This is a genomic window from Streptomyces luteolifulvus (assembly GCF_008806595.1).
Taxonomy (GTDB): domain Bacteria; phylum Actinomycetota; class Actinomycetes; order Streptomycetales; family Streptomycetaceae; genus Streptomyces; species Streptomyces luteolifulvus.
Window position 1 is genome coordinate 259949 of the sequence record NZ_VZRB01000006.1, and the last position, 20322, is coordinate 280270.

Sequence of the window (20322 nt, forward strand, 5' to 3'; positions counted from 1 at the left end):
TGGTGCCGTTACGACTCCGAGCGGGGGAAGGACACCTCCACCCTCCGGTTCTTCTTGCGGCCGGCTTCCGTGGTGTTGGAGGAGATCGGGTACTGCTCGCCGTAGCCGCGTACTTCGAAGGTGACGTTGGAGTCGTTCAGTTCCTGGTCTAGGACGTCCTGTACGGCGTTCGCGCGCTGCTTGGACAGGACATCGCCGTGGGCCGAGGAGCCCAGGTTGTCCGTGAAGCCGAAGACGCGGATCCTCGTTGCGTTCTGGGTCTTGATCTCCTCCGCGATCGCGGCGATTCGGGCCCTCGACTCGGCGCTCAGCTTGGCGCTGTCCTTGCTGAACAGGACCTCGGCCTGGAGGGCGAACTTCACGTCCGCGTTGGTGTCCTCCCGGCGTTCGTCGCCGCTCTGTTCTTCGACGACCTGCTTGATGTCCAGGACCTTGGCCTGGGCCAGGGTCGCGCCTTCCGGGAGCTTCAGGTCCGGGTCGTTGCCGTCCACTTCGACCGGGGCGGAGGCCGTTGCCTCGGTGCCTGGGGGGACGCTGGGGCTGTCGTCGGCGTGGGCGATGGGTGCAACGGCGAGCAGGCAAGAGGCTGTGGTGGTGATCAGGGTGAGGTGTGCGCGGGTCATCGGCGGCCTCACCCGGAGATCTGGATGGATGCGGCGGCGAACGTGGGCAGTTGGAAGTTGACCTCGCTGGTGCCGGACGGTGGCGTCGGGAACTGCATGAACACCGGAATGGTCGCGCCCGCCTCGATCCTCGGCATGCCCGTCGTCGTCAGCGGACGGCCGTCCGTGTCCCTCAGCACGTAGTAGCGCTTCTTGCTGGCGGAGTCCACGAGGGTCGCTCCGCCGAGCGACGAGCCGTGCCTGATGATTTCCGTCTCGTCGCCTGCCGTCCGTACCGACACACGCGTGGCCTCAGCACCGTCGTTCTTCAGTTCACCGCTCACGGTGACGAACCCACCCGAATCCCTCTGAGCGGATGTGATCTTCAGAATGAGGCCGTTCTCCCCCTTGAGTTCCGCGAGTGGCTCGTCGGTCCCCTCTTGAGCACTCGTGTCGGATCCACTGCTCTTGGAGGCGGAGGATGCCCCCGGCTTCTTGTCGTCGCCGCCACCGCCGCAGCCGGCCGCGCCGAGAGCCAGCCCGGCCGCAACCGACAGCGCCACCATCCCCCTGCGGGCCTTCGCAGTGAACCGAATGCTCATCACTCTGCTTCCTTCATCCCTCGTCGTTCGCTTGTCGGTCGGCCAGATGGACGTCGAAGAGGTCCTCGGGGCCCGGGAGATCCGAGAGGTCGTCCGGGTCGAGAGTCCACTCTTCTCTGTCCTCACAGGTGAGCTTCGGCAGTTCGTCCTCGTCTGCGCCCTCTCCAGGAAGCTCGGGCTCGCAGAGCGACTCGATCACGGCGGTGGCGATCGCCATGGAGTGGATGTTCTCGGTACCGGGGACGATCGAATCACCTACGGGCTTGTTCGTCCGGACCTTGACCCTGTAGCCAGGGGGCAAACCATCCAGAGGTGTGCAGTCCGCGCCGGCGTCGTTCTGCGCGGCCAGTTCGTCTGCACGCCCGCAACCGTCCAGCGTCACCCTGCTGCCGTCGAAGATGGCCTGCCACTTGGTGGGGTCGCGTACGTTGTCCGCCCACTCGTCTGCGAGTTTGTCCCGGGTGTCCAACGCAGCCGCGAGTGCTGCCGCGTCGGCCGCCGTCTGGGCACCGTTCCGGTTCGCCGCGGCCTGGCCGACCGCAAGGTAGGCGAACGCGAGAAAGAGCAGGCCCGCCACCACCGTGATGTAGATGGGGAAGGCCTGCCCTGCGTCGTCGAACCTGCGAGGCTGGATCAGCCGGTGACTTCGTCGATCTTGTCCACAATGGCGTCGTAGATCGTCTGGCCGATGTCCGTCCCCGTGATCGCCAGCACGATCGCCACCACCACCGCGATGATGCCCAGGTACTCCACCGCGGTCTGGCCCTTGTCGTTGTGGGTGGTGCGGGACTGGAGGTAAGTGACCGTGGTGTTGATCCAGTTGCTCATCGTGTGTCCCTCCGGGGGGCCGGCAAGTCTTTGCAGCGTGGGCAAGGTACGCCGGGGCGTCCGGGGCGGCGGAGGGTCCCAGGGCCCAAATCCGGGCCCAATCGCGGGTCATGACAGGCCTCGGGGTGAAGAGGGGGCTGTGCCCAGCCACTTGGCGGCGGCTTCCGCTCGGCTTGTGCTGTGGAGCTTCGCGAAGATGCGGTTGATGTGGTTCTTGACCGTCTTCTCGCTGATGAAGCAGGCGGCGGCGATCTGCTGGTTGTTCAGGCCCGTTGCGATGTGGTCCATGATCTCCGCCTCCCTCGTGCTCAGGTGGAACGGCGTCCTGTCGGGAGTGGTCGGACGGTCGCCCCTCCATCCATACGACGACTGTCCCATACCCAGTTGCATTTGCGAAAGGTTTTCTGGGGAAGTGGGCGGAGATGGGATGCGTGGGAGGATCAGTTCGTGTGCAATCGCATTTTTCGATCCCAGGCCCTCCGGTAGCGGGGGGCCGCCGCTCGGGGTCCGGCGGAGCTGGGTCAGGAGGGCGTCCGCCGCCGTGGGAGTGAAGTGGGCTCTGCCCCTGGTGATGTCGCGTACGGCTGTCGTCAGTTCGTCTGCCGTGAACTCACCGTGGACCAAGTAGCCGCCTGCTCCTCGGCGTAGGGCCTCTTCGACTATGTCCGACTCCCCGCTGTAGGTGAGCATCACGACCGGGGCGATGCGTACCAGGTGCGGGAGTGCCGAGATGCCGTCCACGCCCGGCATGCGGACGTCCAGGAGGATGACGTCCGGGTGGTTGCGGTGGGCCGCCTCGTACGCCTCCCGGCCGTCTGTTGCCTCCGCCACGACCGTGATGTCCGGGTGGCTGGAGAGGAGGGCCGTGAGACCGGCGCGGACCACCGGGTTGTCGTCGGCCACCAAGATCCGTAACACCTGACGGCCTCCTCTCTTGTCGTTGCCTGTGGTCATTTCAGTGCCGCCAGCGGGAGTTCCAGGCTGATCTCCGTGCCGCTGGTGTGGTCTCCGCGGCCCATGCGGAGGCCTGCGCCCACCGAGGCCGCCCGTTCGAGCATTCCGACCAGGCCGAAGTGGCCCGTTCTGCGGAGGTGTTCGAGGGTGGTGCCGGGGGGCAGGCCGCAGCCGTTGTCGTACACGCTGATGCGGAGCAGGTCGCCGTGGACGCCCGCGCTGACGTCGACGCGGGTGGCGTTCGCGTGGCGGTGGGCGTTTTCCATCGCCTCGGTGGTGATGGTGAGGAGGTGGCGGGCCACGGCGGGTGGGATCCGGGGTCCGGGGGTGCCTTCGCAGGTCGGGGTGTATGTGGTCGGCAGGCCCGTTCGGACGGAGAAGTCGCGGGTGCGGGCGGCCAGTTCTTCGAGTACGTCCGTGGTGTGGGTCGGGTCCGACTCCCGGCGCAGGTCGGTCAGGAGTTCGCGGGACTCCGCGGCGGCGCGCCTTGCTGAGCGGGCGACCAGTTCTGCCTGCTGCTTCACCAGGGCCGGGTCCATGCAGTCCGTGCTCGCCGACGTGGCCAGGCCGTCCGCGGCCAGGGCCACGCCGTGAAGCGTCTTGGCCACCGAATCGTGCATCTCCCGGGCCAGGCGGGCGCGTTCGGCGCTGATCGCCTCCGCTACGGCCAGGCGGGCCTGGACGGTCGTCAAAGCGTGCGTGGCCTCGCCGAAGCGGAGCATCAGGTTGCGCAGGGTCGAGCCCAGGGCACCCGTGATGATGCAGAGGCCGGGCAGGAGCAGGGACTCGGCCAGGTCTGTGTGGGGGCCCTCCAGGGTGGCGTACACGAGGAGGAGGATCAGCGACTGGAGTGAGGCGAAGACGGCGGCGCCTCGCCAGCTGTAGACGATGCCGGCCAGGAGGGGAGTGCAGACGCTTACGTAGGCGAGGGTTGTGTCCGGGCCCGCGGAGATCAGGAGCAAGGAGCCCAGGAGGGTGTCCACGGCCAGGAGGGTGGGGTGGCGCAGAAGGAGGGGGCCGAAGCGTTCCCAGTCTCTGAAGAGCGCGTACGAGGCCATGAAGGTGACGATTACGGCTGCGCTGACCACGCGGGTGCCCAAGCCGGGGGCGGCGTTGAGGAGGGCGGAGGGGGCGGCTACGGCGATCATGGCGAGGCGGAAGCCGAAGACTTGGCGGCACATTGCCTGTAGGGCGTTGATTTGTAGGCGGATGGGTTCTGGTGCGGGAGCGGGAGCGGGTGGGTTGTTGGGCGCCACCCGGCCTTCGGCCGGGTTTGGGTTCCCACCCGCACCACCCGTACTGCTTTCGTCGTCGGGTGCGGGTGGCCCCTGTGGGGGCTGATCGCCGTCGGCGGCTGTCCGTCCAGTCGCTGTCGGCCCTCCAATCGTTGTCAGCCGTCCAGTCGCTGTCGGCCGTCCAGCCGTCGTCTTCCCTTCCGCCGTCGCCCCCAGACCGTCCGCCTCCGGCATCCGTCCATCCGACACCGCCCGACCGTCCACCCCCCGCACCCGCCACAGCCTCGCCACCCCCGCCGCACGTGTCCCCCTCGCCGCCCCCGTGCTCCCCACTCGCCGCATCACCACAACCCCCACCCCTACTCCCCCGTAAGAGACCCGAAGTCCGTGCCGGAGCCCAGGAGCAGGCCTGCGGCCAGCAGGATCATCGTTGCGGGGACCATGAACGTCGTGATCATCATCGTGGCCTTGGGGACCGCGCGTGCCGCCTTGCGGCGGGCGTTCTGTGCGTCCGTGCGGCGCATGTCCTTCGCCAGGGCCACCAGCGTGTCCACGATCGGTGCGCCCAGTTCCTCGCCCTGCTGCAGTGCCGTCACGAACATCGCCACCTGTTCGGAGTCGTTGCGGCGGCGCAGTTCCGCGAAGGCCTGGCGGCGGCTCATGCCGAGGTCCATCTGGCGGAGCGTGATGCGGAGTTCGTCGGCCCAGGGGCCCTCGTACTTCGAGGCGACCCGGTCCAGGGCCTGGCGGAAGCCCAGTCCGGCACTCACGACCACTGCCAGCACGTCCAGGAAGTCCGGGAGCGTTCGTTCGATCACGTCCTTGCGGATGCGGATCGCCGACCAGATGCCGACCTCCGTCCAGAACGCACCGAAGGCCAGCAGCAACAACGCCACCAGGACGTTGCCCCGGAAGAGGAACACCAGGAAGCCGACGCCGCCGAGGACGCCGTAGACCGCGCGCCGGGCCGCGTAGCGGTCGATGGTCAGGCCGCCGGGGTTGCCCGCCAGGTCGATCTTGCGGCGGTACCTGGCCACCTGGCGGGGGCCCATCAGGCGGAGCACCGTGGGGGCGTAGCGCATGCCGAGGCGGTCGACGAGCGAGTCGACCGCGCCGGTGCGGGTGGCGCCGACCTCCAGGGCGAGTGCCAGGTCGGAGGGGAGTTTCGTGTCCGCCCGGTACATGCGGATGCCGGCGAAGATGCCCCAGATGCTCAAGCCCATGGCGAGCGCCAGCAGGAGTCCCATGGCCGTCCTCCCCTCAGACGTCAATGCGGGACAGGCGGCGGATGAGGACGAAGCCGACCGCGTACAGCGCGAAGGCGACGAGTACGGCTCCCTGGCCGACCGGGGAGCCCGTCATACGGTCCAGGGCTCCGTCCTTCACGCCGTTCATGAGGAACAGGGAGCCGACGCCGAGGACCGGTACCGCGTACGAGGTCATGTTCACCTGCGACAGCTGGGTCCGTACCTCGCGTCGCGTCTCCTTGCGTTCCTCCAGTGTCTCCGTGAGGTTGCGCAGGGCGCTCACCACTTGGCCGCCGGCCCGGTTCGACAGCACGAGCGTGGTGACCAGGACGACCAGTTCGCGGGAGGGCAGGCGTTCCGCGAGTTCGCCGAGCGCGTCGTCCATCGACGCACCGAGGGCCAACTGGTCGGCCACCTTGCCCAGTTCCTCGCCGGCCGGCGCCTCCAGTTCCTCCGCCGCCATGCCGATCGCGGTGCGCAGGGCGAGGCCTGCGTGGGTGGCGTTGGCCAGGATGCGGGCCAGTTCGGGAAGCTGGTTGATGAACTTCTCGATGCGTTTCTGACGCTGCCAGCTGAGGAACTGGAGCGCCGCCCAGATGCCGAGCAGTCCGGCGATCGGGCCGAAGAAGGGCGCGAGGGTCGCCTGGCCGATCAGCCACAGGCCGCCGACGGTGGCGAGCATGGCGGCGAAGAACTCGCCCGGGGTGACGTCCAGGCCCGTCGCCGCGAGCCTCAGTTCCAGCTTTCTGCCGAGCTGTGTGCGGCGCAGCCGGCGGTCCAGGTTGCGGAAGCGGCGCCGGCGGCCGGCGGGCGGGAGCTGGCCGGCGGCCGAGAGGCGGTCGACCAGGGCCGCCCGCTGTGCCCTGCCCTTGGCGTAGGTGTGCACGCCCACGACGGCCAGGACGCAGGTCAGCAGCGTGATGCCGGTGGTGAGCGTGACGAGGGTCTGGAGTTCCATGGGGGCGGTCCCACCTACCTGGCTTCTCGGGTGGCGAGTTGTTCTGCGGACTGGGCGACGCCGAAGGCCTGGGGGATCGGCTGGCTCGCCATGTAGAGGCGGTCGGCGGTGCGGCGCGGGAGCGGGAAGTACTGGAAGGCGCCGTAGATCCGGCCGTCCGCGGTCATGGGCCGGGCGTCGAAGCGGGCCACGGTGGCGAGGCGGTAGGGCTCGCCGCCGTGGCTGTCGAGGATCGCGATCTCGGTGATGCGGCGGGCGCCGTCGGGGAAGCGGGTGAGCTGGATGATGACGTCGATCGCGCTGTTGATCTGGTCGTGCAGCGCCGCGAAGGGGATCTCGATCTCGGACATCGAAGCAAGGGTCTTCAGGCGCATCAGCGCGTCCTCGGCGCTGTTGGCGTGGACGGTGGCGAGCGAGCCGTCATGGCCGGTCGACATCGCCTGGAGCATGTCCAGCGACTCGCCGCCGCGGACCTCACCGACGACGATGCGGTCGGGGCGCATACGCAGCGAGTTGCGGACGAGGTCGCGGATGGTGACCCGGCCCTGGCCCTCGACGTTCGCCGGGCGCGACTCCAGCCGGATCACATGCCCCTGCTGGAGCTGGAGTTCGGCCGAGTCCTCGATGGTGATGATGCGTTCGCGCTCCGGGATCAGGCCCGACAGGGCGTTCAGCAGCGTCGTCTTTCCGGTGCCGGTCGCTCCGGAGACGATGATGTTGAACTTCGCCTGCACCAGGCCGGCCAGCAGGTACAGCATGTGCTCGTCGAGCGAGCCGAAGCCGACCAGCTCGCTGAGCGTGAAGGAGCGTGGGAAGCGGCGGATGGTGAGCGTGGCGCCGGTGAGGGACAGCGGCGGGATGATGACGTTCACACGCTCACCGGAGGGCAGTCGCGCGTCGACCATGGGGTTCGACTCGTCCACCCGGCGGTTGACCGTCGAGACGATCCGCTCGATGGTCTGCATCAGCTGGTCGTGGGAAGGGAAGCGGAGCGGCAACTGCTCGACGCGGCCGCCGCGTTCGACGAAGATCGCGTCCGGGCCGTTGACCATGATCTCGGTGATGGAGGCGTCTTCGAGGAGCGGTTCCAGGATGCCGAGGCCGAGTGCCTCGTCGACGACCCGGCGGATCAGCTGAGAGCGTTCCACCGTCGACAGGACGGGGCCCTCCCGGCTGATGATGTGCCCGAGCACCCGCTCCAGGCGGGCCCTGCGCTCGGCCGCCGCCAGCGAACTCATCTCCGCGAGGTCGATCTCCTCGAGGAGCTTGGCCCGGTACGAGGCGACCAGATGGCCGTCCTCGCCCCGGCTGCCGTTCTCCTCGGGGGAGTTGATGCGCGCCCGCAGGCTCATCGGAAAGTCCTCATGGGTCGGTCCTCATGGGTCGGTCCTTGTGGTCGAGCGGCATGGTGGCGGTCTTGCGGACGGGGTCGAAGGTCCAGCCGGGGACGATGGACGGGATCTGCACCGTGGCCGTGACGGTCACCTGATCACCGCCGTCCACGACGTCGGAGCAGTCGGTGCCGTCGGCCAGCCAGGAGCTGACGGCGGTCCGGCAGCCCTGCTGGGCGCTCTCCTGGAGCGAGGCACTGCGCGCGCCCGCCCGGGCCGCCGTCCCCGCCTGCTGCGCGGTGTACGCGATCAGCCCGATCTGTACGCCCGCCATGGCGACCAGGATCAGGATCGGGATGAACCCGAGGTATTCCAGGGCGACTTGACCTCGGTCGCGGCCTTCACCGTCGTACGGCATGTCCCTTCGCCTCCTCTACGGCGCCGGCGTGGCCCTCGACCTTTCCGAACGGGAAGCCGATCGCGCCCGGGAAGAGGACGGGGACCGTGAGCTTGACGTCGGCCGTGACATAGCCGTCGCTCGTGGTGCAGGACACCTCGCCGCTCCACGCCCCCGGGAGCTTGTCCAGACCCGCCCGCTCGCATGCCGCCTGTCTGCCCTCCGGCTCCGCCGCGGTCCCCTGCCGCACCGCCTCGTCCGCAGCATTTCCCGCGAGCGTGAACGTGTACCCCACCAGCACGAACTGCCACAGCAGGACCAGTGTGACGACGATCAGCGGGGTCATGCCGAGGAACTCGACGGTGACCTGTCCCTCGTCCCGCCGCCACCCCAGGGAAGGCGTCCGCATCCCTTACCCCCCTCCGTCCCTGCGCCGCCGGAAACTCACCGATCCCCGGTCGCCGCCCCGGAACCTGCCGCTCTTCCGGTCGCCCTCGGGGACCTTGACCAGCCCCAGTTCGCCGGCCAGGCCCCACAGGGCCTGCTTCACCGTGCTTCTGCTGTCCAGCTCGTGGATTCTGCCCGCGTCCACCACGCTCTGGAGTTCCTTGAAGGCGGACGGGACCACGGTGGCGGCGACCGCCGTGCCGGTGATCTTCTGGATCAGCGGGGGCTGGATCTCCGTACCACGGGAGTAGCGGTTGACGAGCACCGTCGTCTCCTCCGCCTTGCGGATCTGGAGCCGGTCCCACATGCGGACCGTGCGTTTGGCGCCGCGGACCGCCGGCACGTCCGGGGTGGTGACCAGCAGGGCCGTGTCTGCCATTTCCACCGCGGCGGCTCCCGCGCCGCCGAGCTGGGCGCCGCAGTCGACGACGACGACCTCGTAGCGGGAGCGCAGGGCGCTGACGATCTGGCGGGCGGCCCGGTCGGTGACGTCCTCGCCGCGTTCGCCCTCGCCGGGGGCGAGCAGCAGCGCGACCCCGCTGTCGTGGCGGAAGACGGCGTCGGCGAGGACGCGCGGTGAGATGTCGGTGATGGCCGCCAGGTCCAGCACGGAGCGGCGGAACTGGACATCGAGGTAGGAGGCGATGTCGCCGGTCTGGAGGTCCATGTCGACCAGTGCGGTGCCGCGGCCCGACGCCTGGGCGGCAAGGGCGAGCTGGATCGCCGTGAAGGTCGCGCCGACCCCTCCCTTGGCGCCGCTCACCGTGACGACGGTGCCGCCGGCTCCGGTGAACACATCGCCCCCGGCGCCCAGATGACGCCGTACGCCCACCGACCACTGGGCGACCGCCTGGACGCGGCTGGCCAGTTCTTCGTAGCCGAGGGGGAGGGCGATCAGACCGCGGGCGCCGTAGTCCATGGCGGCCTGGAAGAGGCCGGGACCGGCGTCCGAGGTGACGAGGATGACGCCCACGGCCGGGAAGCGCAGGGCCACTTCACGGATGAGTTCCAGGGCCGGGACCGGGCCGATGCGCTCGTGGACGACGACGACCTCGGGCAGCTCGTCGATGGATTCGGCGGCGAGGCGGGCGAGGGTGTCGATGAGCTGGGTGGAGTCGGCCACCGGGGCCACCGGCTCGGCGTCGGGGAGCTGGCTGAGCAGTGTCGTGAGGGAGCGGACCGCGTCCGCGTCGCCGACTGCCGGCAGGATCCTCGTGGGCATGGCGGGCTCTCACTTGTCCTTCGCGAGTTCGTACGTGCGGTCCTGTTCCGGGACGGTCGTGGGCCCGCCCGGCGCGACCAGCGCGAGCCGGACCCGCTGGGCGAACGACTCGGCGTACGTGATGCGCTGGGCATCGGCGGTGGAGAGCGCGAAGGTGATCGGGACGGCCTCGGTGAGCTCCCGGTTCCGGTGGTTGTCGTCGGGTTCGAGCGGGGTCAGCCTGCCGACGTCGAGGACTTTGGCATTGGTTACGATGATCTTCGACAGGTCGGGATCACCCTCCCGCTGTCCCTCGAAGGTGGCGTACACGTTGACGGTGGAGCCCGGCGTGATCTTGCCGGCTACGCCGGTCGCCGCATCGATCATGATGGCGACCTCCTGCTGCCCGGGCTGCAGGGCGGGCTGATCGACGATCATGTCGCTCTGCAGCAGGGAGCCCTCGCGCAGCATGGTGACCGCGATCTTGCCGCGGATCTCGGAGAGGTCGGTGACCGCGGTGGCCGACAGCCAGCGCTCGGGCATCCTGATCTTCTCGAACTGGTCCGGGGTGAGGCGGGTGTACGGCTCCACCTTCGACTTCAGCCGGTAGGCGGTGACTTCGGGGCCGACCTTGGACTTCACGTCGCTGATGACGGACAGCACGCCGGCGAACGCGGCGAGGGCGCACAGGACCGACAGAAGCAGGAGTATCACGCCGCGGCGCTGACGGGAGTTCATGAACCGTACAACCTCATTGGGGGTTTCGGTCGAGCGGAGTCGGGGTGCGGGGTGGCGGGGTGGCGGCCAGGGCGGCTCAGCCGGCGGGCAGCTGGTTCTCGTGCACGGATGAGGCGGATGACGCGAAAGACGTGGATGACGCGGATGACGTGGGTGCCAGGGACGGGGCGGTCGCGGAACAGAAGACGCAGCGGTCGCCGATGACGTCGATGCCGCACCAGTGGCAGACGGACTGCCGTACGGAGGCGACCAGTTGGTAGAGCACCGACAGGTCGGGCAGGAACGTGCAGAACTCGATCAGTCTGCCGGTCCCCCACCACTGCGGTGACTCGGCCGGCAGCGGGGTCTCGCGCAGTCCCTGGACGTTCCAGGCCTTGGCCAGGGTCGCGGTGATCCAGTCGGACTGGAGCTGGCCCTTGGCGACCAGCATCGAGGTGGCGAACTCCGGTCCGGCGAGGGTGGTTTCGTGGCCGATCCGTGCCAACTGCGGTACCGGATGGGCGAGTACGGCGAACTGGCTGCCGGGCACCCAGGACTTGGCGTGCGAGGTGAGGCCGACGGGGACCCGGTCGAGCCTCGCGACGGAGCCGAGGAGCGCCCCGGCGTGGAGGTAGTGGGTGAGCAGCCGTCCGGCGCAGGCGAGAACGCCGGGGCTGAGGTCGCAGGACGCGAGCTGGCGTAACTGGCGGGCCAGGACGGCGAGTCCGAGCGGGGGCAGATCTGGCCGGAACAGGGCTATGCGGTCGCTCTCCAGGAGGGAACGGACGGTGTGCAGCCGGCGCGCCACCCCCTCGGAGACGGCCTTCGAGCAGACGACGATCACATGCCCGTGCTGGTCGGTCAGCGACTGGAGGGTGGCCAGCGACTGTTCGAGCGGCTGGGTGCCGAGATCCGGCAGCACAACGGCGGGCATGGTTCGCTCGTCCTGCGGCGGCAGCGCCAGGTCGGCGCTGGTCACGGCAATGGCAGTTGGCACGCCCAGCTCCCCGTTCCCTGCCCGTGGGTCCCACCGGTGTTACTCCGGCACACCCGGATGACTTCACTGCGTGACTACCTCAGCACTGTAACCACGCCCGTATGACCGGAGAACAGCGTTTCTTTGACTTCCTTCTTCTGTTGTTCGCCTTCCGGGAGTTCGAAGGGGTGGATTCCCTCACAGATGGGGTGACAGGTGAATTGGACTGAACCTCTTGACAGTTGAATTGGTCTGGACCAACTTATACGGCAGCGGTGGCCACCGTTCCTCGTCTCTCTCCCCCACTCGGAGGCTTCAGTGGACCGCGCACCAGGCATGCCCAGACCCACCCGCAGATGGGTGGGGGCCGTCCTCGGCGCCCTCGCCCTCTGCTTCGCGGGCATGGGCCAGGCGTCCGCCGTGGACGTCAACAACGCCAAGAACGCCGGCTTCGAGTCCGGCCTGAGCAACTGGACCTGTTCCGCGGGCAGCGGTACGACCGTCTCCTCCCCGGTGCACGGCGGTTCGGCCGCGCTGAAGGCGACGCCGGCCGGCCAGGACAACGCCCGGTGCACCCAGACGGTGGCCGTCAAGCCCAGCTCGACCTACACGCTGAGCACCTGGGTGCAGGGTGGCTACGCCTATCTGGGCGCGACCGGCACGGGCACCACGGATGTGTCGACCTGGACCCCGGACTCCACGTCCTGGAAGCAGCTGACGACCACGTTCACCACGGGCGCTTCGACGACATCGGTGACGGTGTACACGCACGGCTGGTACGGCCAGCCCGCCTACTACGCCGACGACGTGTCGGTCCACGGCCCCGACGGCGGCGGAGGCGGCGACCCCGCGCCGACGATCCCGGCGGCCCCGGCCGGCCTGACGGTGACGGGCACGAGCTCGTCCTCCGTCTCGCTGGGATGGAACACCGTCTCCGGCGCGACGGGGTACAACGTCTACCGCAACGGTACGAAGGTGACGGCGGTGTCGGGCACCTCGGCGACGGTGACCGGCCTCGCGGCCTCGACCTCGTACTCCTTCCAGGTCACCGCGACCAACTCGGCGGGTGAGTCGGCGAAGTCGGCTGCGGTGACGGGGACGACGACGCCGGGCGGCGGGGGCGGCGGGACGCTGCCGAAGCATGCCGTCACGGGCTACTGGCAGAACTTCAACAACGGGGCGACCGTCCAGAAGATCTCGGACGTCTCGGCCCAGTACGACATCATCGCCGTGGCCTTCGCGGATGCGACCACGACGCCGGGTGCCGTGACCTTCAACCTGGACTCCGCAGGCCTCGGCGGCTACACGGTCGACCAGTTCAAGGCGGACATCAGGGCGAAGCAGGCGGCCGGGAAGAAGGTCATCGTCTCGGTCGGCGGTGAACGCGGCACGGTGTCGGTGAACGACTCGGCGTCCGCGACGAACTTCGCGAACTCGGTCCACTCCCTGATGCAGACGTACGGCTTCGACGGCGTCGACATCGACCTGGAGAACGGCCTCAACGCGACCTACATGACGCAGGCCCTGCGGGCGCTGGCCGCGAAGGCCGGACCGTCCCTCGTGCTCACGATGGCGCCGCAGACCATCGACATGCAGTCGACGTCGAACGCGTACTTCCAGACCGCGCTGAACGTGAAGGACATCCTCACGGTCGTCAATATGCAGTACTACAACAGCGGTTCGATGCTGGGCTGCGACGGCAAGGTGTACAGCCAGGGGTCCGTCGACTTCCTCACGGCACTGGCCTGCATCCAGCTGGAGGGCGGGCTGTCCCCGTCCCAGGTGGGCCTCGGCCTGCCGGCCTCGACGCGCGGCGCGGGCAGCGGCTATGTGTCACCGAGCGTGGTGAACAACGCGCTGGACTGCCTGACGAAGGGAACCGGCTGCGGGACCTTCAAGCCGTCGAAGACCTATCCGGACCTGCGGGGCGCCATGACCTGGTCGACCAACTGGGACGCGACGGCGGGCAACGCCTGGTCGAACGCGGTGGGGCCGCACGTGCACGGGCTGCCGTAGCCGAGAGTCACCGACCGTGCACGCCCCTGCTCCCGCTGACGAGGGCAGGGGCGTGCGCATGACCGGGTCGGCGGGCCTCCGTCCGACGAAGGCCCGGAAACAGCCTTGACCTGCTCATGCCACGAGCGCACGATGAGCGGCACCCGCACCAGCACGTCGCTGAACCACCCCCCACACTCCACTCGACTCCACTCCCCACTTCCGGAGACCCCGGAATCCCTGGAGACACAAGGAGACTTCATGCGACTTCGCACACAAGGCCCGGGCGTCCGAGGCGGGAGACGAACCGCCGCCCTCGCCGCGCTGATGGCCCTCGCCCTCGCAGCCCCCCTCTCCGCGACGGCGACCGACGCCAGCGCCGACAGCACCCGCAAGGCGGCACCCTCCTCCGACGACATCCGCCAGTACGAGATCCACGTCGACCACAACACCCCGGTCACCCGCACCGCCATCGCCCGGTCCGGGGTGAGCGTGGACGAGGCCGACGAGGAGACCGTCGTCGTCTCCGGGCGCGCGGCACAGGTCAGGAAACTGCGCCAACAGGGGTACGAGGTCACGCTGCTGGGCTCGGCCCCGGACCGGTCCACCGACGCGGACGACTTACGGCTCTACGACTTCCCCTCGGCCGACTCGAAGTACCACAACTACGCCGAGATGACCTCGGAGATCGGCACACGGCTCGCGGCCTATCCGAGCATCATGAGCAGGCGGGTCATCGGCAAGTCGTACCAGGGCCGGGACATCGTCGCCATCAAGATCAGCGACAACGTCGCCACCGACGAGAACGAGCCGGAGGTCCTGTTCACCTTCCACCAGCACGCCCGTGAGCATCTGACGGTGGAGATGGCGCTGTATCTGCTGCGCGAGCTGGGAGCCGGCTACGGCAGCGACTCCCGCGTGACCGGCATGGTCAACAGCCGTGAGATCTGGATCGTGCCCGACCTCAACCCGGACGGCGGCGAGTACGACATCGCCACCGGCTCGTACCGGTCGTGGCGCAAGAACCGTCAGCCCAACTCCGGTTCGTCGTACGTCGGTACGGACCTGAACCGGAACTGGAACTACAAGTGGGGCTGCTGCGGCGGGTCCTCGGGATCGAAGTCCTCGGAGACGTACCGGGGCACCGCCCCCGAGTCGGCGCCCGAGGTGAAGGTGGTCTCCGACTTCGTGCGCGGCCGGGTCGTGGGCGGCAAGCAGCAGATCACCGCCGGGATCGACTTCCACACGTACAGCGAACTGGTGCTGTGGCCGTTCGGGTACACCTACGCCAACACGACGACCGGGATGACGGCGGACGACTACAACGCCTTCAGGACGGTCGGGGAGAAGATGGCCGCGAGCAACGGGTACACGCCGGAGCAGGCGAGCGACCTGTACATCACCGACGGGTCGATCGACGACTATCTCTGGGGTGCGCACAAGATCTTCTCGTACACCTTCGAGATGTATCCGCGGTCCGGCTCCGGGGGTGGGTTCTACCCGCCCGACGAGGTCATCGAGCGGGAGACCTCACGGAACCGGGATGCGGTGCTGCAACTGCTGGAGAACGCGGACTGTATGTACCGGTCCATCGGCAAGGAGGCCCAGTACTGCAGTTAGCGGTCACGAGGTGGGGAAGCTGACGGCTCCCAAGACCCGGGTGGCCCTGCCCCGGCCCGCCTCCCCGCCACGGGGGCGGGTCCTGCGGGGGCTGCGCGCCGTCGCGTACGCCGCGCTGCCCGCCGAGCTCGTGCTCGCCGTCTGTCTGATCGGCGGGGTGCGGATACCCGGCCCCGTCCTGCTCGGCGGCGAACTGCTCATGCTGGTGCTGTTCGGCGCCGAGGCGTTCGTCTGGCTGCGGCTGCGGCGGCGCGGGCTCTCCCGGCGGGAGGCGCTCGGGGAGCTCGTGCCCGAGCCCGTGCTGCGGCTCGTCGGGCACGAACTGCGGCTCATGACGAGCCTGGTCCGGTGGGTCGCCCGCCGCCCGCACGGCGTCGAGGGGGCCGGCGCGGTCTTCCCGCACGCCCGCGACCAGGCCCCCATGATGTACGGCTTTGCGTTCGTGTGCCTGGTCGAGACCGTCGGCATGTCGTTCCTGCCCGCCCACTGGCCCGTCGTGCACGCCGTGGTGCTCGTCCTGGACGTCTACACCGTCCTCTTCGTCGTCGGTCTGCACGCGGCCTCCGTCACCCGGCCGCACGTGCTCGCCGACGGTGTCCTGCGCGTCCGGCAGGCGGCCCACGTCGACGTCCGTGTGCCGCTCGACCGGATCGTCCGTGTCCGGCGCGAAACGCGGTTCACCCACGAGAAGGCGGACGGCGAGCTGAACCTGGACGTCGGCTCGCAGACCTCCGTCACCCTCGAACTGACGGAGCCGGTCGACGCGCCGCGACTGCTCGGCGCGCCCCGCCCCGTACGGCTGATCAGGCTGCACGCGGACGACCCGAAGGCCCTCCACGACGCCGTCACTCGGGCACGGACCGCACCGTCGCCCGTCTACGAGGCACCCGGAGCCGGCTGGTCGGCGTCCTCGAAGTAGGCGTCCAGGACCGCGTCCAACTCCTGCTCCCACTCCGGGAAGCGCGCTCTGGCCGTCGCCTCGATCTCGATCGGGTACCAGCGGCGGTCCGGGGTGTGGACCGTGACGGTGAACCGCTTGCCGAAGCGGGGGGACTCCGTCTCGACCGCGCCGATCTCGTCCCAGCGGAACTCGCACTCCTGGTCGTCCAGGGTGAGCCGGACGCCCTTGCTGTCGGCGACGATCTTCGCCCTGCGGTCGGAGGCCTCGAAGGCGGGGCCGTCGGCGGGCTCCTCGGACTCCTCCGGGGCCTCGGACTCGTCCGGGGCCCCGTCCTCCGCGGAGACGGGCTCCTCGGAGACGTCCTTCCCGTCGGCCGGGGCCTCGGGCTCCGCCGTCGTGTCCGCCTCTTCGTTCTCCGGCTTCACGAGCCCGGGGATGAAGGCCGGGTCGAAACCGGCGCCCTCCAGGGGCTGGTTGCTAGAACTGATGCGCTGCTCCACAGCAAGGCAGTATGGTCGACAATCCTGTGCCGGACACAGCCGACCCCGACTTCGTTATCAGACCCCTACACGACGGGGCCCGGCATCAGCCGAGCACGGCCAGCACGTCGATCTCGACGAGGAGTCCGGCAGGAAGGCCGACGTACACGGTCGTACGGGCCGCGGGCGGCGCGGTGAGCGCCTGCTCCTCGAAGTACGCGTTGTAGATCTCGTTCATCTCGGCGAAGTGGTCCACGTCCGTCAGATAGACACGGATCATCATCACGTCGTCCCAGGAGGCGCCGCCCTCCTCAAGAACCGCCTTGACGTTGGCCAGGGTCTGGAGGGCCTGCTCGCGCAGGCCGGGGCCGGCGGGCGTGGGCGGCCCGCCCTCCCCGGACGGCAGGAAGCCGACCTGGCCGGCGACCTGGAGGATGTTGCCCTTCTTGACGCCGTGGGAGAACTTCGCCGGCGGGGTGGTGTGGGTCCTCGGGACGAGCGCGGTCTTCTCGGTCATACGGACTCCTCCACAGGGGTTCTTCCGGAGTACTCGCCGCTGATGGCGTCCGCGGTACGGCGCACCAGCGGGAGCAGGGTGAGCAGTTCGTCGGCGGTGACGACGACGTTGGGCGCGGAGACCGACATCGCGGCGACCACCCGGCCGTCGGCACCGCGGACGGGGGCCGCGACGCAGTTGATGGACTCCTCGTGGCCGCCGAGGTCGGTGGCCCAGCCCTGGTGACGCGCCTTCTCCAACTCCCGCAGAAAGGCAGCGGCGTTGGGGGTCGAACGGGCCGTGTACAGGGGGTAGTCGAGCTTCTGGGCGAGGGCGCGGCGCTCGGGTTCGGGAAGATCGGCGAGGAGCAGCTTGGCGACGGCGGCGACGGTGATGGCCACCGGTCTGCCGATCCGGGAGTACATGCGGACCGGGTAGCGGCTCTCCACCTTGTCGATGTAGAGAACCTCGTTCTCCTCGTGGACGGCGAGGTGGACGGTGTGCCCGCACTGCTCGTTGAGGCGTACGAGGTGGGGGTGGGCGATCTCGCGGATGTCGAGGTTGTCCATCGCCTCCTGGGCGAGGGCGAAGAGACGGGCGCCGAGGCGGTAGCGCTGGTCGGACTGGCGGTAGACGAGGCCGTGTTGGTGGAGCGTGCGCAGCAGACGCAGGGCCGTGGACTTGTGGACGCCGAGGCGGTCGGCGACCTGCCCGAGGTCGGCGGGTCCCTCGGCGAGCAGCGGCAGGATGCTCAGCGCGCGGTCGACGGTCTGGCTCATGGGGTGCGTGCCTCCTCCGGGGCCTCTTCGGTGTGCGTCCAGCCGGGGCCGAGTCGAAGTGTCCCCCACGAGTCGTCGTCCAGGGCGGCCAAGCGGTCGGCGTGGTGGCGGGTGGGGGGTGTGGCGAGGTCGCCGGGGGTGGTGAGGGCGGCGGCGGCCCACAGGTGGCCGTGGCGGAGGCGGTCGCGGAGGGGGAGTCCGCGCAGGGTGGCGGAGAGGAAGCCGGCGGCGAAGGCGTCGCCGGCGCCGGTCGCTGCCGCGATGTCGACGTGGGGGGCCGGGACGAACGCGGCCGGCTGTGAGGGGCCCGGGGCCGATGCCGGCCGGGGGTGGGCCGCGCGGCCCGGCGCCGGCGGGGTGCCGGCGCTCTTCGGGGCGGGCGCCGCCCCGGCGGCACGGCTGCCCGCGGTGGGGCGGAGAAACACGGTAGCCCCCCGGGCCCCCTGCTTCACCACCAGCACCCCCGGCTCCGGGAAGATCTCCCTGACGGCTTCGGGGCCGCCGCTGAGTCCCCAGGCCTGCTCCGCCTCGTCCTCCCCCACGAACACGAGGTCGGCACGGCGCGCCAGTTCCAGCAGCACGTCAGGTCCGCGGGCATCGCGCCACAGCCCGGGCCGGTGGTTGACGTCGAAGGAGACGAGCGGCCGGCCCGGGCGAGGGGACGTCAGTTCCCGCAGCAGTGCAAGGCACTCCCCCGAGAGCGCCGCCGTAATGCCCGACAGATGGAGCACACGCCCGGCCCGCACCGCCCCCAGGTCCACGTTCCCCGCCGTCATCGCGGAGGCCGCCGACCCCGTGCGGTAGTACGCCACCTCGTGGGCGTCGGTGGCCCGGTCACCGGCGGTACGGAAGTAGACGCCCGTCGGGCGGGCGGTATCGCGTCGTACGGACGCGACGTCGACTCCGTACGACCCGATCGTCTCGACCAGGTGGTCCCCGAAGCCGTCCGCGCCGACCCGGCTGACCCACCGTGCCGAATGCCCTGCCGCGGCCAGCACGCACACCACATTGGACTCCGCGCCGCCGATGGCCCTCTCGAAGGACGGTACGTCGGCGAGGCGGCCCGGCCGGGAGGGCAGGAAGGTGACCATGGACTCGTCGAGCGCGACGACGTCCACGACGTCGGGGGCATTGCGGAGTCCGCTGGGGGTCACGATCGTCGTAGCTCCTGGGCCTGGTGCGGGGGCTGCGGCCTCGTTGACCCCGCGTCGGGCGAGATGTTAGACAGCAGAGAGCGATATACGCAATGGTCGTTGCATACATCGCAACGTGCCTGATCAGGGAGGTTCCATGAGCACAGAGGCGCTCGCCGGACTGGCTGAGGAGCGCGTCGATCACCGCTTCAAGGGCCTTCCCCCGGACGCCGACGGCCTCACCGTCGGCGAGCTGGCCGCCCAGCGCCGCAACCTGTTCACCGGCGGCTTCGCGACGCCGGTACTCGCGCTGTCCGCCGAGCGCCTGGAGCACAATCTGCAGCTGATGGAGACGTATGCCGCCCGGCACGGTCTCGCCTTCGCCCCGCACGGCAAGACCTCCATGGCCCCGCAGCTGTTCCGGCGTCAGATCGAGCACGGTGCCTGGGGCATCACGCTGGCGGTGCCGCACCAGGTGCGGGTGGCGCGGGCGTTCGGCGTACAACGCGTGTTCCTCGCCAACGAGTTGGTGGACCCCTCGGCCCTGCGCTGGATCTCCGCCGGACTCGACGCCGACCCCGGCTTCCGCTTCATCTGTTACGCCGACTCCGCGCGCGGAGTGGAGCTGATGGCCGAGGCGCTGCGCGGGGCGGCCCGCCCGATCGACGTGGTCGTCGAGCTGGCCGGCGGGGAGGGCGCCCGGACCGGGGTCCGTACGGAGGCGGAGTGCGCGGCGGTCGCGGACGCGGTGGCTGCCACGCCGGCGCTGCGGCTGGTCGGCGTGGCCGGTTACGAGGGTGAGGTCCCGCGGGCGGACCCGGAGCGGGTGCACGCCTGGCTGCGGCGGCTGGTCGCGCTGGCCGTCGGCTTCGACAAGGCCGGGCGCTTCCCGGGCGTCGAGGAGATCGTGGTCAGCGCGGGCGGCAGCGCCTGGTTCGACGCGGTGGCCGACGTGTTCGCCGAGATCCCCGAACTCTCGTCCCCCGTACTGAAGTTGCTGCGCTCGGGCGCATACGTCTCGCACGACGACGGCCACTACCGCAAGCTGACGCCGTTCAACCGGGTGCCCGAGGAGGGTGCCCTGGAGCCCGCCTTCCGCCTGTGGACCCAGGTCGTCTCCCGCCCGTCGCCCGACCAGGCGTTCGTCAACGCGGGCAAGCGGGACGCCGCCTACGACCTCGGCCTGCCCTTCGCGCAGGTCGTCCGGCGGGACGGCACCGAGCGTCCGGCCGCCGGAATCGAGGTGACCGCCCTGTCCGACCAGCACGCCTGGCTGCGGACGGCCCCCGGGGCGGACATCGAGATCGGCGACTGGCTGGGCCTCGGCCTGTCCCATCCGTGCACGTCCTTCGACAAGTGGCCGCTGATTCCGGTGGCGGAGGCGGACGGCACGGTCGTCGACTACATCCGTACGTTCTTCTAGG

Annotated in this window: 22 protein-coding genes; 4 read left to right on the forward strand and 18 right to left on the reverse strand. The window is 69.7% G+C overall.

Annotated features, from left to right (window positions below; genetic code table 11):
* Positions 1–8: 8 nt before the first annotated feature.
* The 14 genes from F7R91_RS11685 to F7R91_RS11750 form a co-directional block, all read right to left on the reverse strand.
* Positions 9–623, reverse strand: coding sequence for an OmpA family protein (locus F7R91_RS11685; RefSeq protein ID WP_150947336.1), 615 nt, complete (start codon positions 621–623; stop codon positions 9–11).
* Positions 624–631: 8 nt separating this feature from the next.
* Positions 632–1204: a hypothetical protein gene (locus tag F7R91_RS11690; protein WP_150947338.1), complete on the reverse strand. Its 573-nt coding sequence runs from the start codon at positions 1202–1204 to the stop codon at positions 632–634.
* Between the two features lie 13 nt (positions 1205–1217).
* Entirely contained in the window at positions 1218–1841 is a 624-nt protein-coding gene (locus F7R91_RS11695; RefSeq protein WP_150947519.1) for a pilus assembly protein TadG-related protein, read from the reverse strand.
* Positions 1838–2032, reverse strand: coding sequence for a Flp family type IVb pilin (locus tag F7R91_RS11700; protein WP_150947341.1), 195 nt, complete (start codon positions 2030–2032; stop codon positions 1838–1840). The genes F7R91_RS11695 and F7R91_RS11700 overlap by 4 nt, the downstream gene beginning before the upstream one ends.
* Before the next feature lie 108 nt (positions 2033–2140).
* Positions 2141–2986, reverse strand: coding sequence for a response regulator transcription factor (locus F7R91_RS11705; protein ID WP_150947343.1), 846 nt, complete (start codon positions 2984–2986; stop codon positions 2141–2143).
* Positions 2983–4455: a sensor histidine kinase gene (locus F7R91_RS11710; RefSeq protein ID WP_150947521.1), complete on the reverse strand. Its 1473-nt coding sequence runs from the start codon at positions 4453–4455 to the stop codon at positions 2983–2985. Before F7R91_RS11710 ends, F7R91_RS11705 begins: the two co-directional genes overlap by 4 nt.
* A gap of 125 nt (positions 4456–4580) precedes the next feature.
* Entirely contained in the window at positions 4581–5468 is an 888-nt protein-coding gene (locus F7R91_RS11715) for a DUF5936 domain-containing protein (protein WP_150947345.1), read from the reverse strand.
* Positions 5469–5481: 13 nt separating this feature from the next.
* Complete coding sequence (locus F7R91_RS11720; protein ID WP_150947347.1) at positions 5482–6426, reverse strand: type II secretion system F family protein; 945 nt, start codon at positions 6424–6426, stop codon at positions 5482–5484.
* Positions 6427–6440: 14 nt separating this feature from the next.
* A complete protein-coding gene (locus F7R91_RS11725) occupies positions 6441–7778 on the reverse strand; it encodes a CpaF family protein (protein WP_150947349.1) in 1338 nt (445 codons plus the stop codon).
* 10 nt (positions 7779–7788) lie between these two features.
* A complete protein-coding gene (locus F7R91_RS11730; protein ID WP_150947351.1) occupies positions 7789–8175 on the reverse strand; it encodes a TadE/TadG family type IV pilus assembly protein in 387 nt (128 codons plus the stop codon).
* Entirely contained in the window at positions 8159–8563 is a 405-nt protein-coding gene (locus F7R91_RS11735; protein WP_150947354.1) for a TadE/TadG family type IV pilus assembly protein, read from the reverse strand. Before F7R91_RS11735 ends, F7R91_RS11730 begins: the two co-directional genes overlap by 17 nt.
* A gap of 3 nt (positions 8564–8566) precedes the next feature.
* The gene (locus tag F7R91_RS11740; protein ID WP_150947356.1) at positions 8567–9823 is read right to left on the reverse strand and encodes an AAA family ATPase; all 1257 of its coding nucleotides are present in this window, start codon (positions 9821–9823) and stop codon (positions 8567–8569) included.
* 9 nt (positions 9824–9832) lie between these two features.
* Entirely contained in the window at positions 9833–10540 is a 708-nt protein-coding gene (gene cpaB, locus F7R91_RS11745; RefSeq protein ID WP_150947358.1) for a Flp pilus assembly protein CpaB, read from the reverse strand.
* Between the two features lie 76 nt (positions 10541–10616).
* Entirely contained in the window at positions 10617–11498 is an 882-nt protein-coding gene (locus tag F7R91_RS11750; protein ID WP_191971456.1) for a hypothetical protein, read from the reverse strand.
* Positions 11499–11831: 333 nt separating this feature from the next.
* Here F7R91_RS11750 and F7R91_RS11760 point away from each other — a divergent pair, with 333 nt between their 5' ends.
* From F7R91_RS11760 to F7R91_RS11770, 3 genes are all read left to right on the forward strand, one after another.
* Positions 11832–13511, forward strand: a complete 1680-nt coding sequence (locus F7R91_RS11760; protein ID WP_225320605.1) for a chitinase — start codon at positions 11832–11834, stop codon at positions 13509–13511.
* A 240-nt stretch (positions 13512–13751) separates the two neighbouring features.
* A complete protein-coding gene (locus F7R91_RS11765) occupies positions 13752–15110 on the forward strand; it encodes a M14 family metallopeptidase (RefSeq protein WP_150947365.1) in 1359 nt (452 codons plus the stop codon).
* 10 nt (positions 15111–15120) lie between these two features.
* Positions 15121–16029, forward strand: a complete 909-nt coding sequence (locus tag F7R91_RS11770) for a hypothetical protein (protein ID WP_331000553.1) — start codon at positions 15121–15123, stop codon at positions 16027–16029.
* On the opposite strand, the gene F7R91_RS11775 is transcribed toward F7R91_RS11770, so the two are convergent.
* The 4 genes from F7R91_RS11775 to F7R91_RS11790 form a co-directional block, all read right to left on the reverse strand.
* Complete coding sequence (locus tag F7R91_RS11775) at positions 15987–16511, reverse strand: hypothetical protein (protein WP_150947367.1); 525 nt, start codon at positions 16509–16511, stop codon at positions 15987–15989. The two genes, F7R91_RS11770 and F7R91_RS11775, sit on opposite strands and share 43 nt — an antisense overlap.
* Before the next feature lie 85 nt (positions 16512–16596).
* Complete coding sequence (locus F7R91_RS11780; RefSeq protein ID WP_150947369.1) at positions 16597–17007, reverse strand: RidA family protein; 411 nt, start codon at positions 17005–17007, stop codon at positions 16597–16599.
* Positions 17004–17765, reverse strand: a complete 762-nt coding sequence (locus tag F7R91_RS11785) for an IclR family transcriptional regulator (RefSeq protein ID WP_150947371.1) — start codon at positions 17763–17765, stop codon at positions 17004–17006. Before F7R91_RS11785 ends, F7R91_RS11780 begins: the two co-directional genes overlap by 4 nt.
* Positions 17762–18919, reverse strand: coding sequence for a sugar kinase (locus tag F7R91_RS11790; RefSeq protein WP_150947373.1), 1158 nt, complete (start codon positions 18917–18919; stop codon positions 17762–17764). The genes F7R91_RS11785 and F7R91_RS11790 overlap by 4 nt, the downstream gene beginning before the upstream one ends.
* A 136-nt stretch (positions 18920–19055) precedes the next feature.
* On the opposite strand from F7R91_RS11790, the gene F7R91_RS11795 reads away from it, so the two are divergent.
* Entirely contained in the window at positions 19056–20321 is a 1266-nt protein-coding gene (locus F7R91_RS11795) for an amino acid deaminase (protein WP_150947375.1), read from the forward strand.
* The last annotated feature ends 1 nt before the right edge of the window (position 20322 follow it).

What these genes read in the sequence shown, in the direction of transcription:
- F7R91_RS11705 (WP_150947343.1), bottom strand. Translation starts at nt 2,986, where the DNA reads ATGACCACAGGCAACGACAAGAGAGGAGGCCGTCAGGTGTTACGGATC.
- F7R91_RS11760 (WP_225320605.1), top strand. Translation starts at nt 11,832, where the DNA reads ATGCCCAGACCCACCCGCAGATGGGTGGGGGCCGTCCTCGGCGCCCTC.
- F7R91_RS11690 (WP_150947338.1), bottom strand. Translation starts at nt 1,204, where the DNA reads ATGAGCATTCGGTTCACTGCGAAGGCCCGCAGGGGGATGGTGGCGCTG.
- F7R91_RS11735 (WP_150947354.1), bottom strand. Translation starts at nt 8,563, where the DNA reads ATGCGGACGCCTTCCCTGGGGTGGCGGCGGGACGAGGGACAGGTCACC.
- F7R91_RS11730 (WP_150947351.1), bottom strand. Translation starts at nt 8,175, where the DNA reads ATGCCGTACGACGGTGAAGGCCGCGACCGAGGTCAAGTCGCCCTGGAA.
- F7R91_RS11765 (WP_150947365.1), top strand. Translation starts at nt 13,752, where the DNA reads ATGCGACTTCGCACACAAGGCCCGGGCGTCCGAGGCGGGAGACGAACC.
- F7R91_RS11700 (WP_150947341.1), bottom strand. Translation starts at nt 2,032, where the DNA reads ATGAGCAACTGGATCAACACCACGGTCACTTACCTCCAGTCCCGCACC.
- F7R91_RS11710 (WP_150947521.1), bottom strand. Translation starts at nt 4,455, where the DNA reads ATGCCGGAGGCGGACGGTCTGGGGGCGACGGCGGAAGGGAAGACGACG.
- F7R91_RS11715 (WP_150947345.1), bottom strand. Translation starts at nt 5,468, where the DNA reads ATGGGACTCCTGCTGGCGCTCGCCATGGGCTTGAGCATCTGGGGCATC.
- F7R91_RS11725 (WP_150947349.1), bottom strand. Translation starts at nt 7,778, where the DNA reads ATGAGCCTGCGGGCGCGCATCAACTCCCCCGAGGAGAACGGCAGCCGG.
- F7R91_RS11720 (WP_150947347.1), bottom strand. Translation starts at nt 6,426, where the DNA reads ATGGAACTCCAGACCCTCGTCACGCTCACCACCGGCATCACGCTGCTG.
- F7R91_RS11685 (WP_150947336.1), bottom strand. Translation starts at nt 623, where the DNA reads ATGACCCGCGCACACCTCACCCTGATCACCACCACAGCCTCTTGCCTG.
- F7R91_RS11740 (WP_150947356.1), bottom strand. Translation starts at nt 9,823, where the DNA reads ATGCCCACGAGGATCCTGCCGGCAGTCGGCGACGCGGACGCGGTCCGC.
- cpaB (WP_150947358.1), bottom strand. Translation starts at nt 10,540, where the DNA reads ATGAACTCCCGTCAGCGCCGCGGCGTGATACTCCTGCTTCTGTCGGTC.
- F7R91_RS11795 (WP_150947375.1), top strand. Translation starts at nt 19,056, where the DNA reads ATGAGCACAGAGGCGCTCGCCGGACTGGCTGAGGAGCGCGTCGATCAC.
- F7R91_RS11785 (WP_150947371.1), bottom strand. Translation starts at nt 17,765, where the DNA reads ATGAGCCAGACCGTCGACCGCGCGCTGAGCATCCTGCCGCTGCTCGCC.
- F7R91_RS11780 (WP_150947369.1), bottom strand. Translation starts at nt 17,007, where the DNA reads ATGACCGAGAAGACCGCGCTCGTCCCGAGGACCCACACCACCCCGCCG.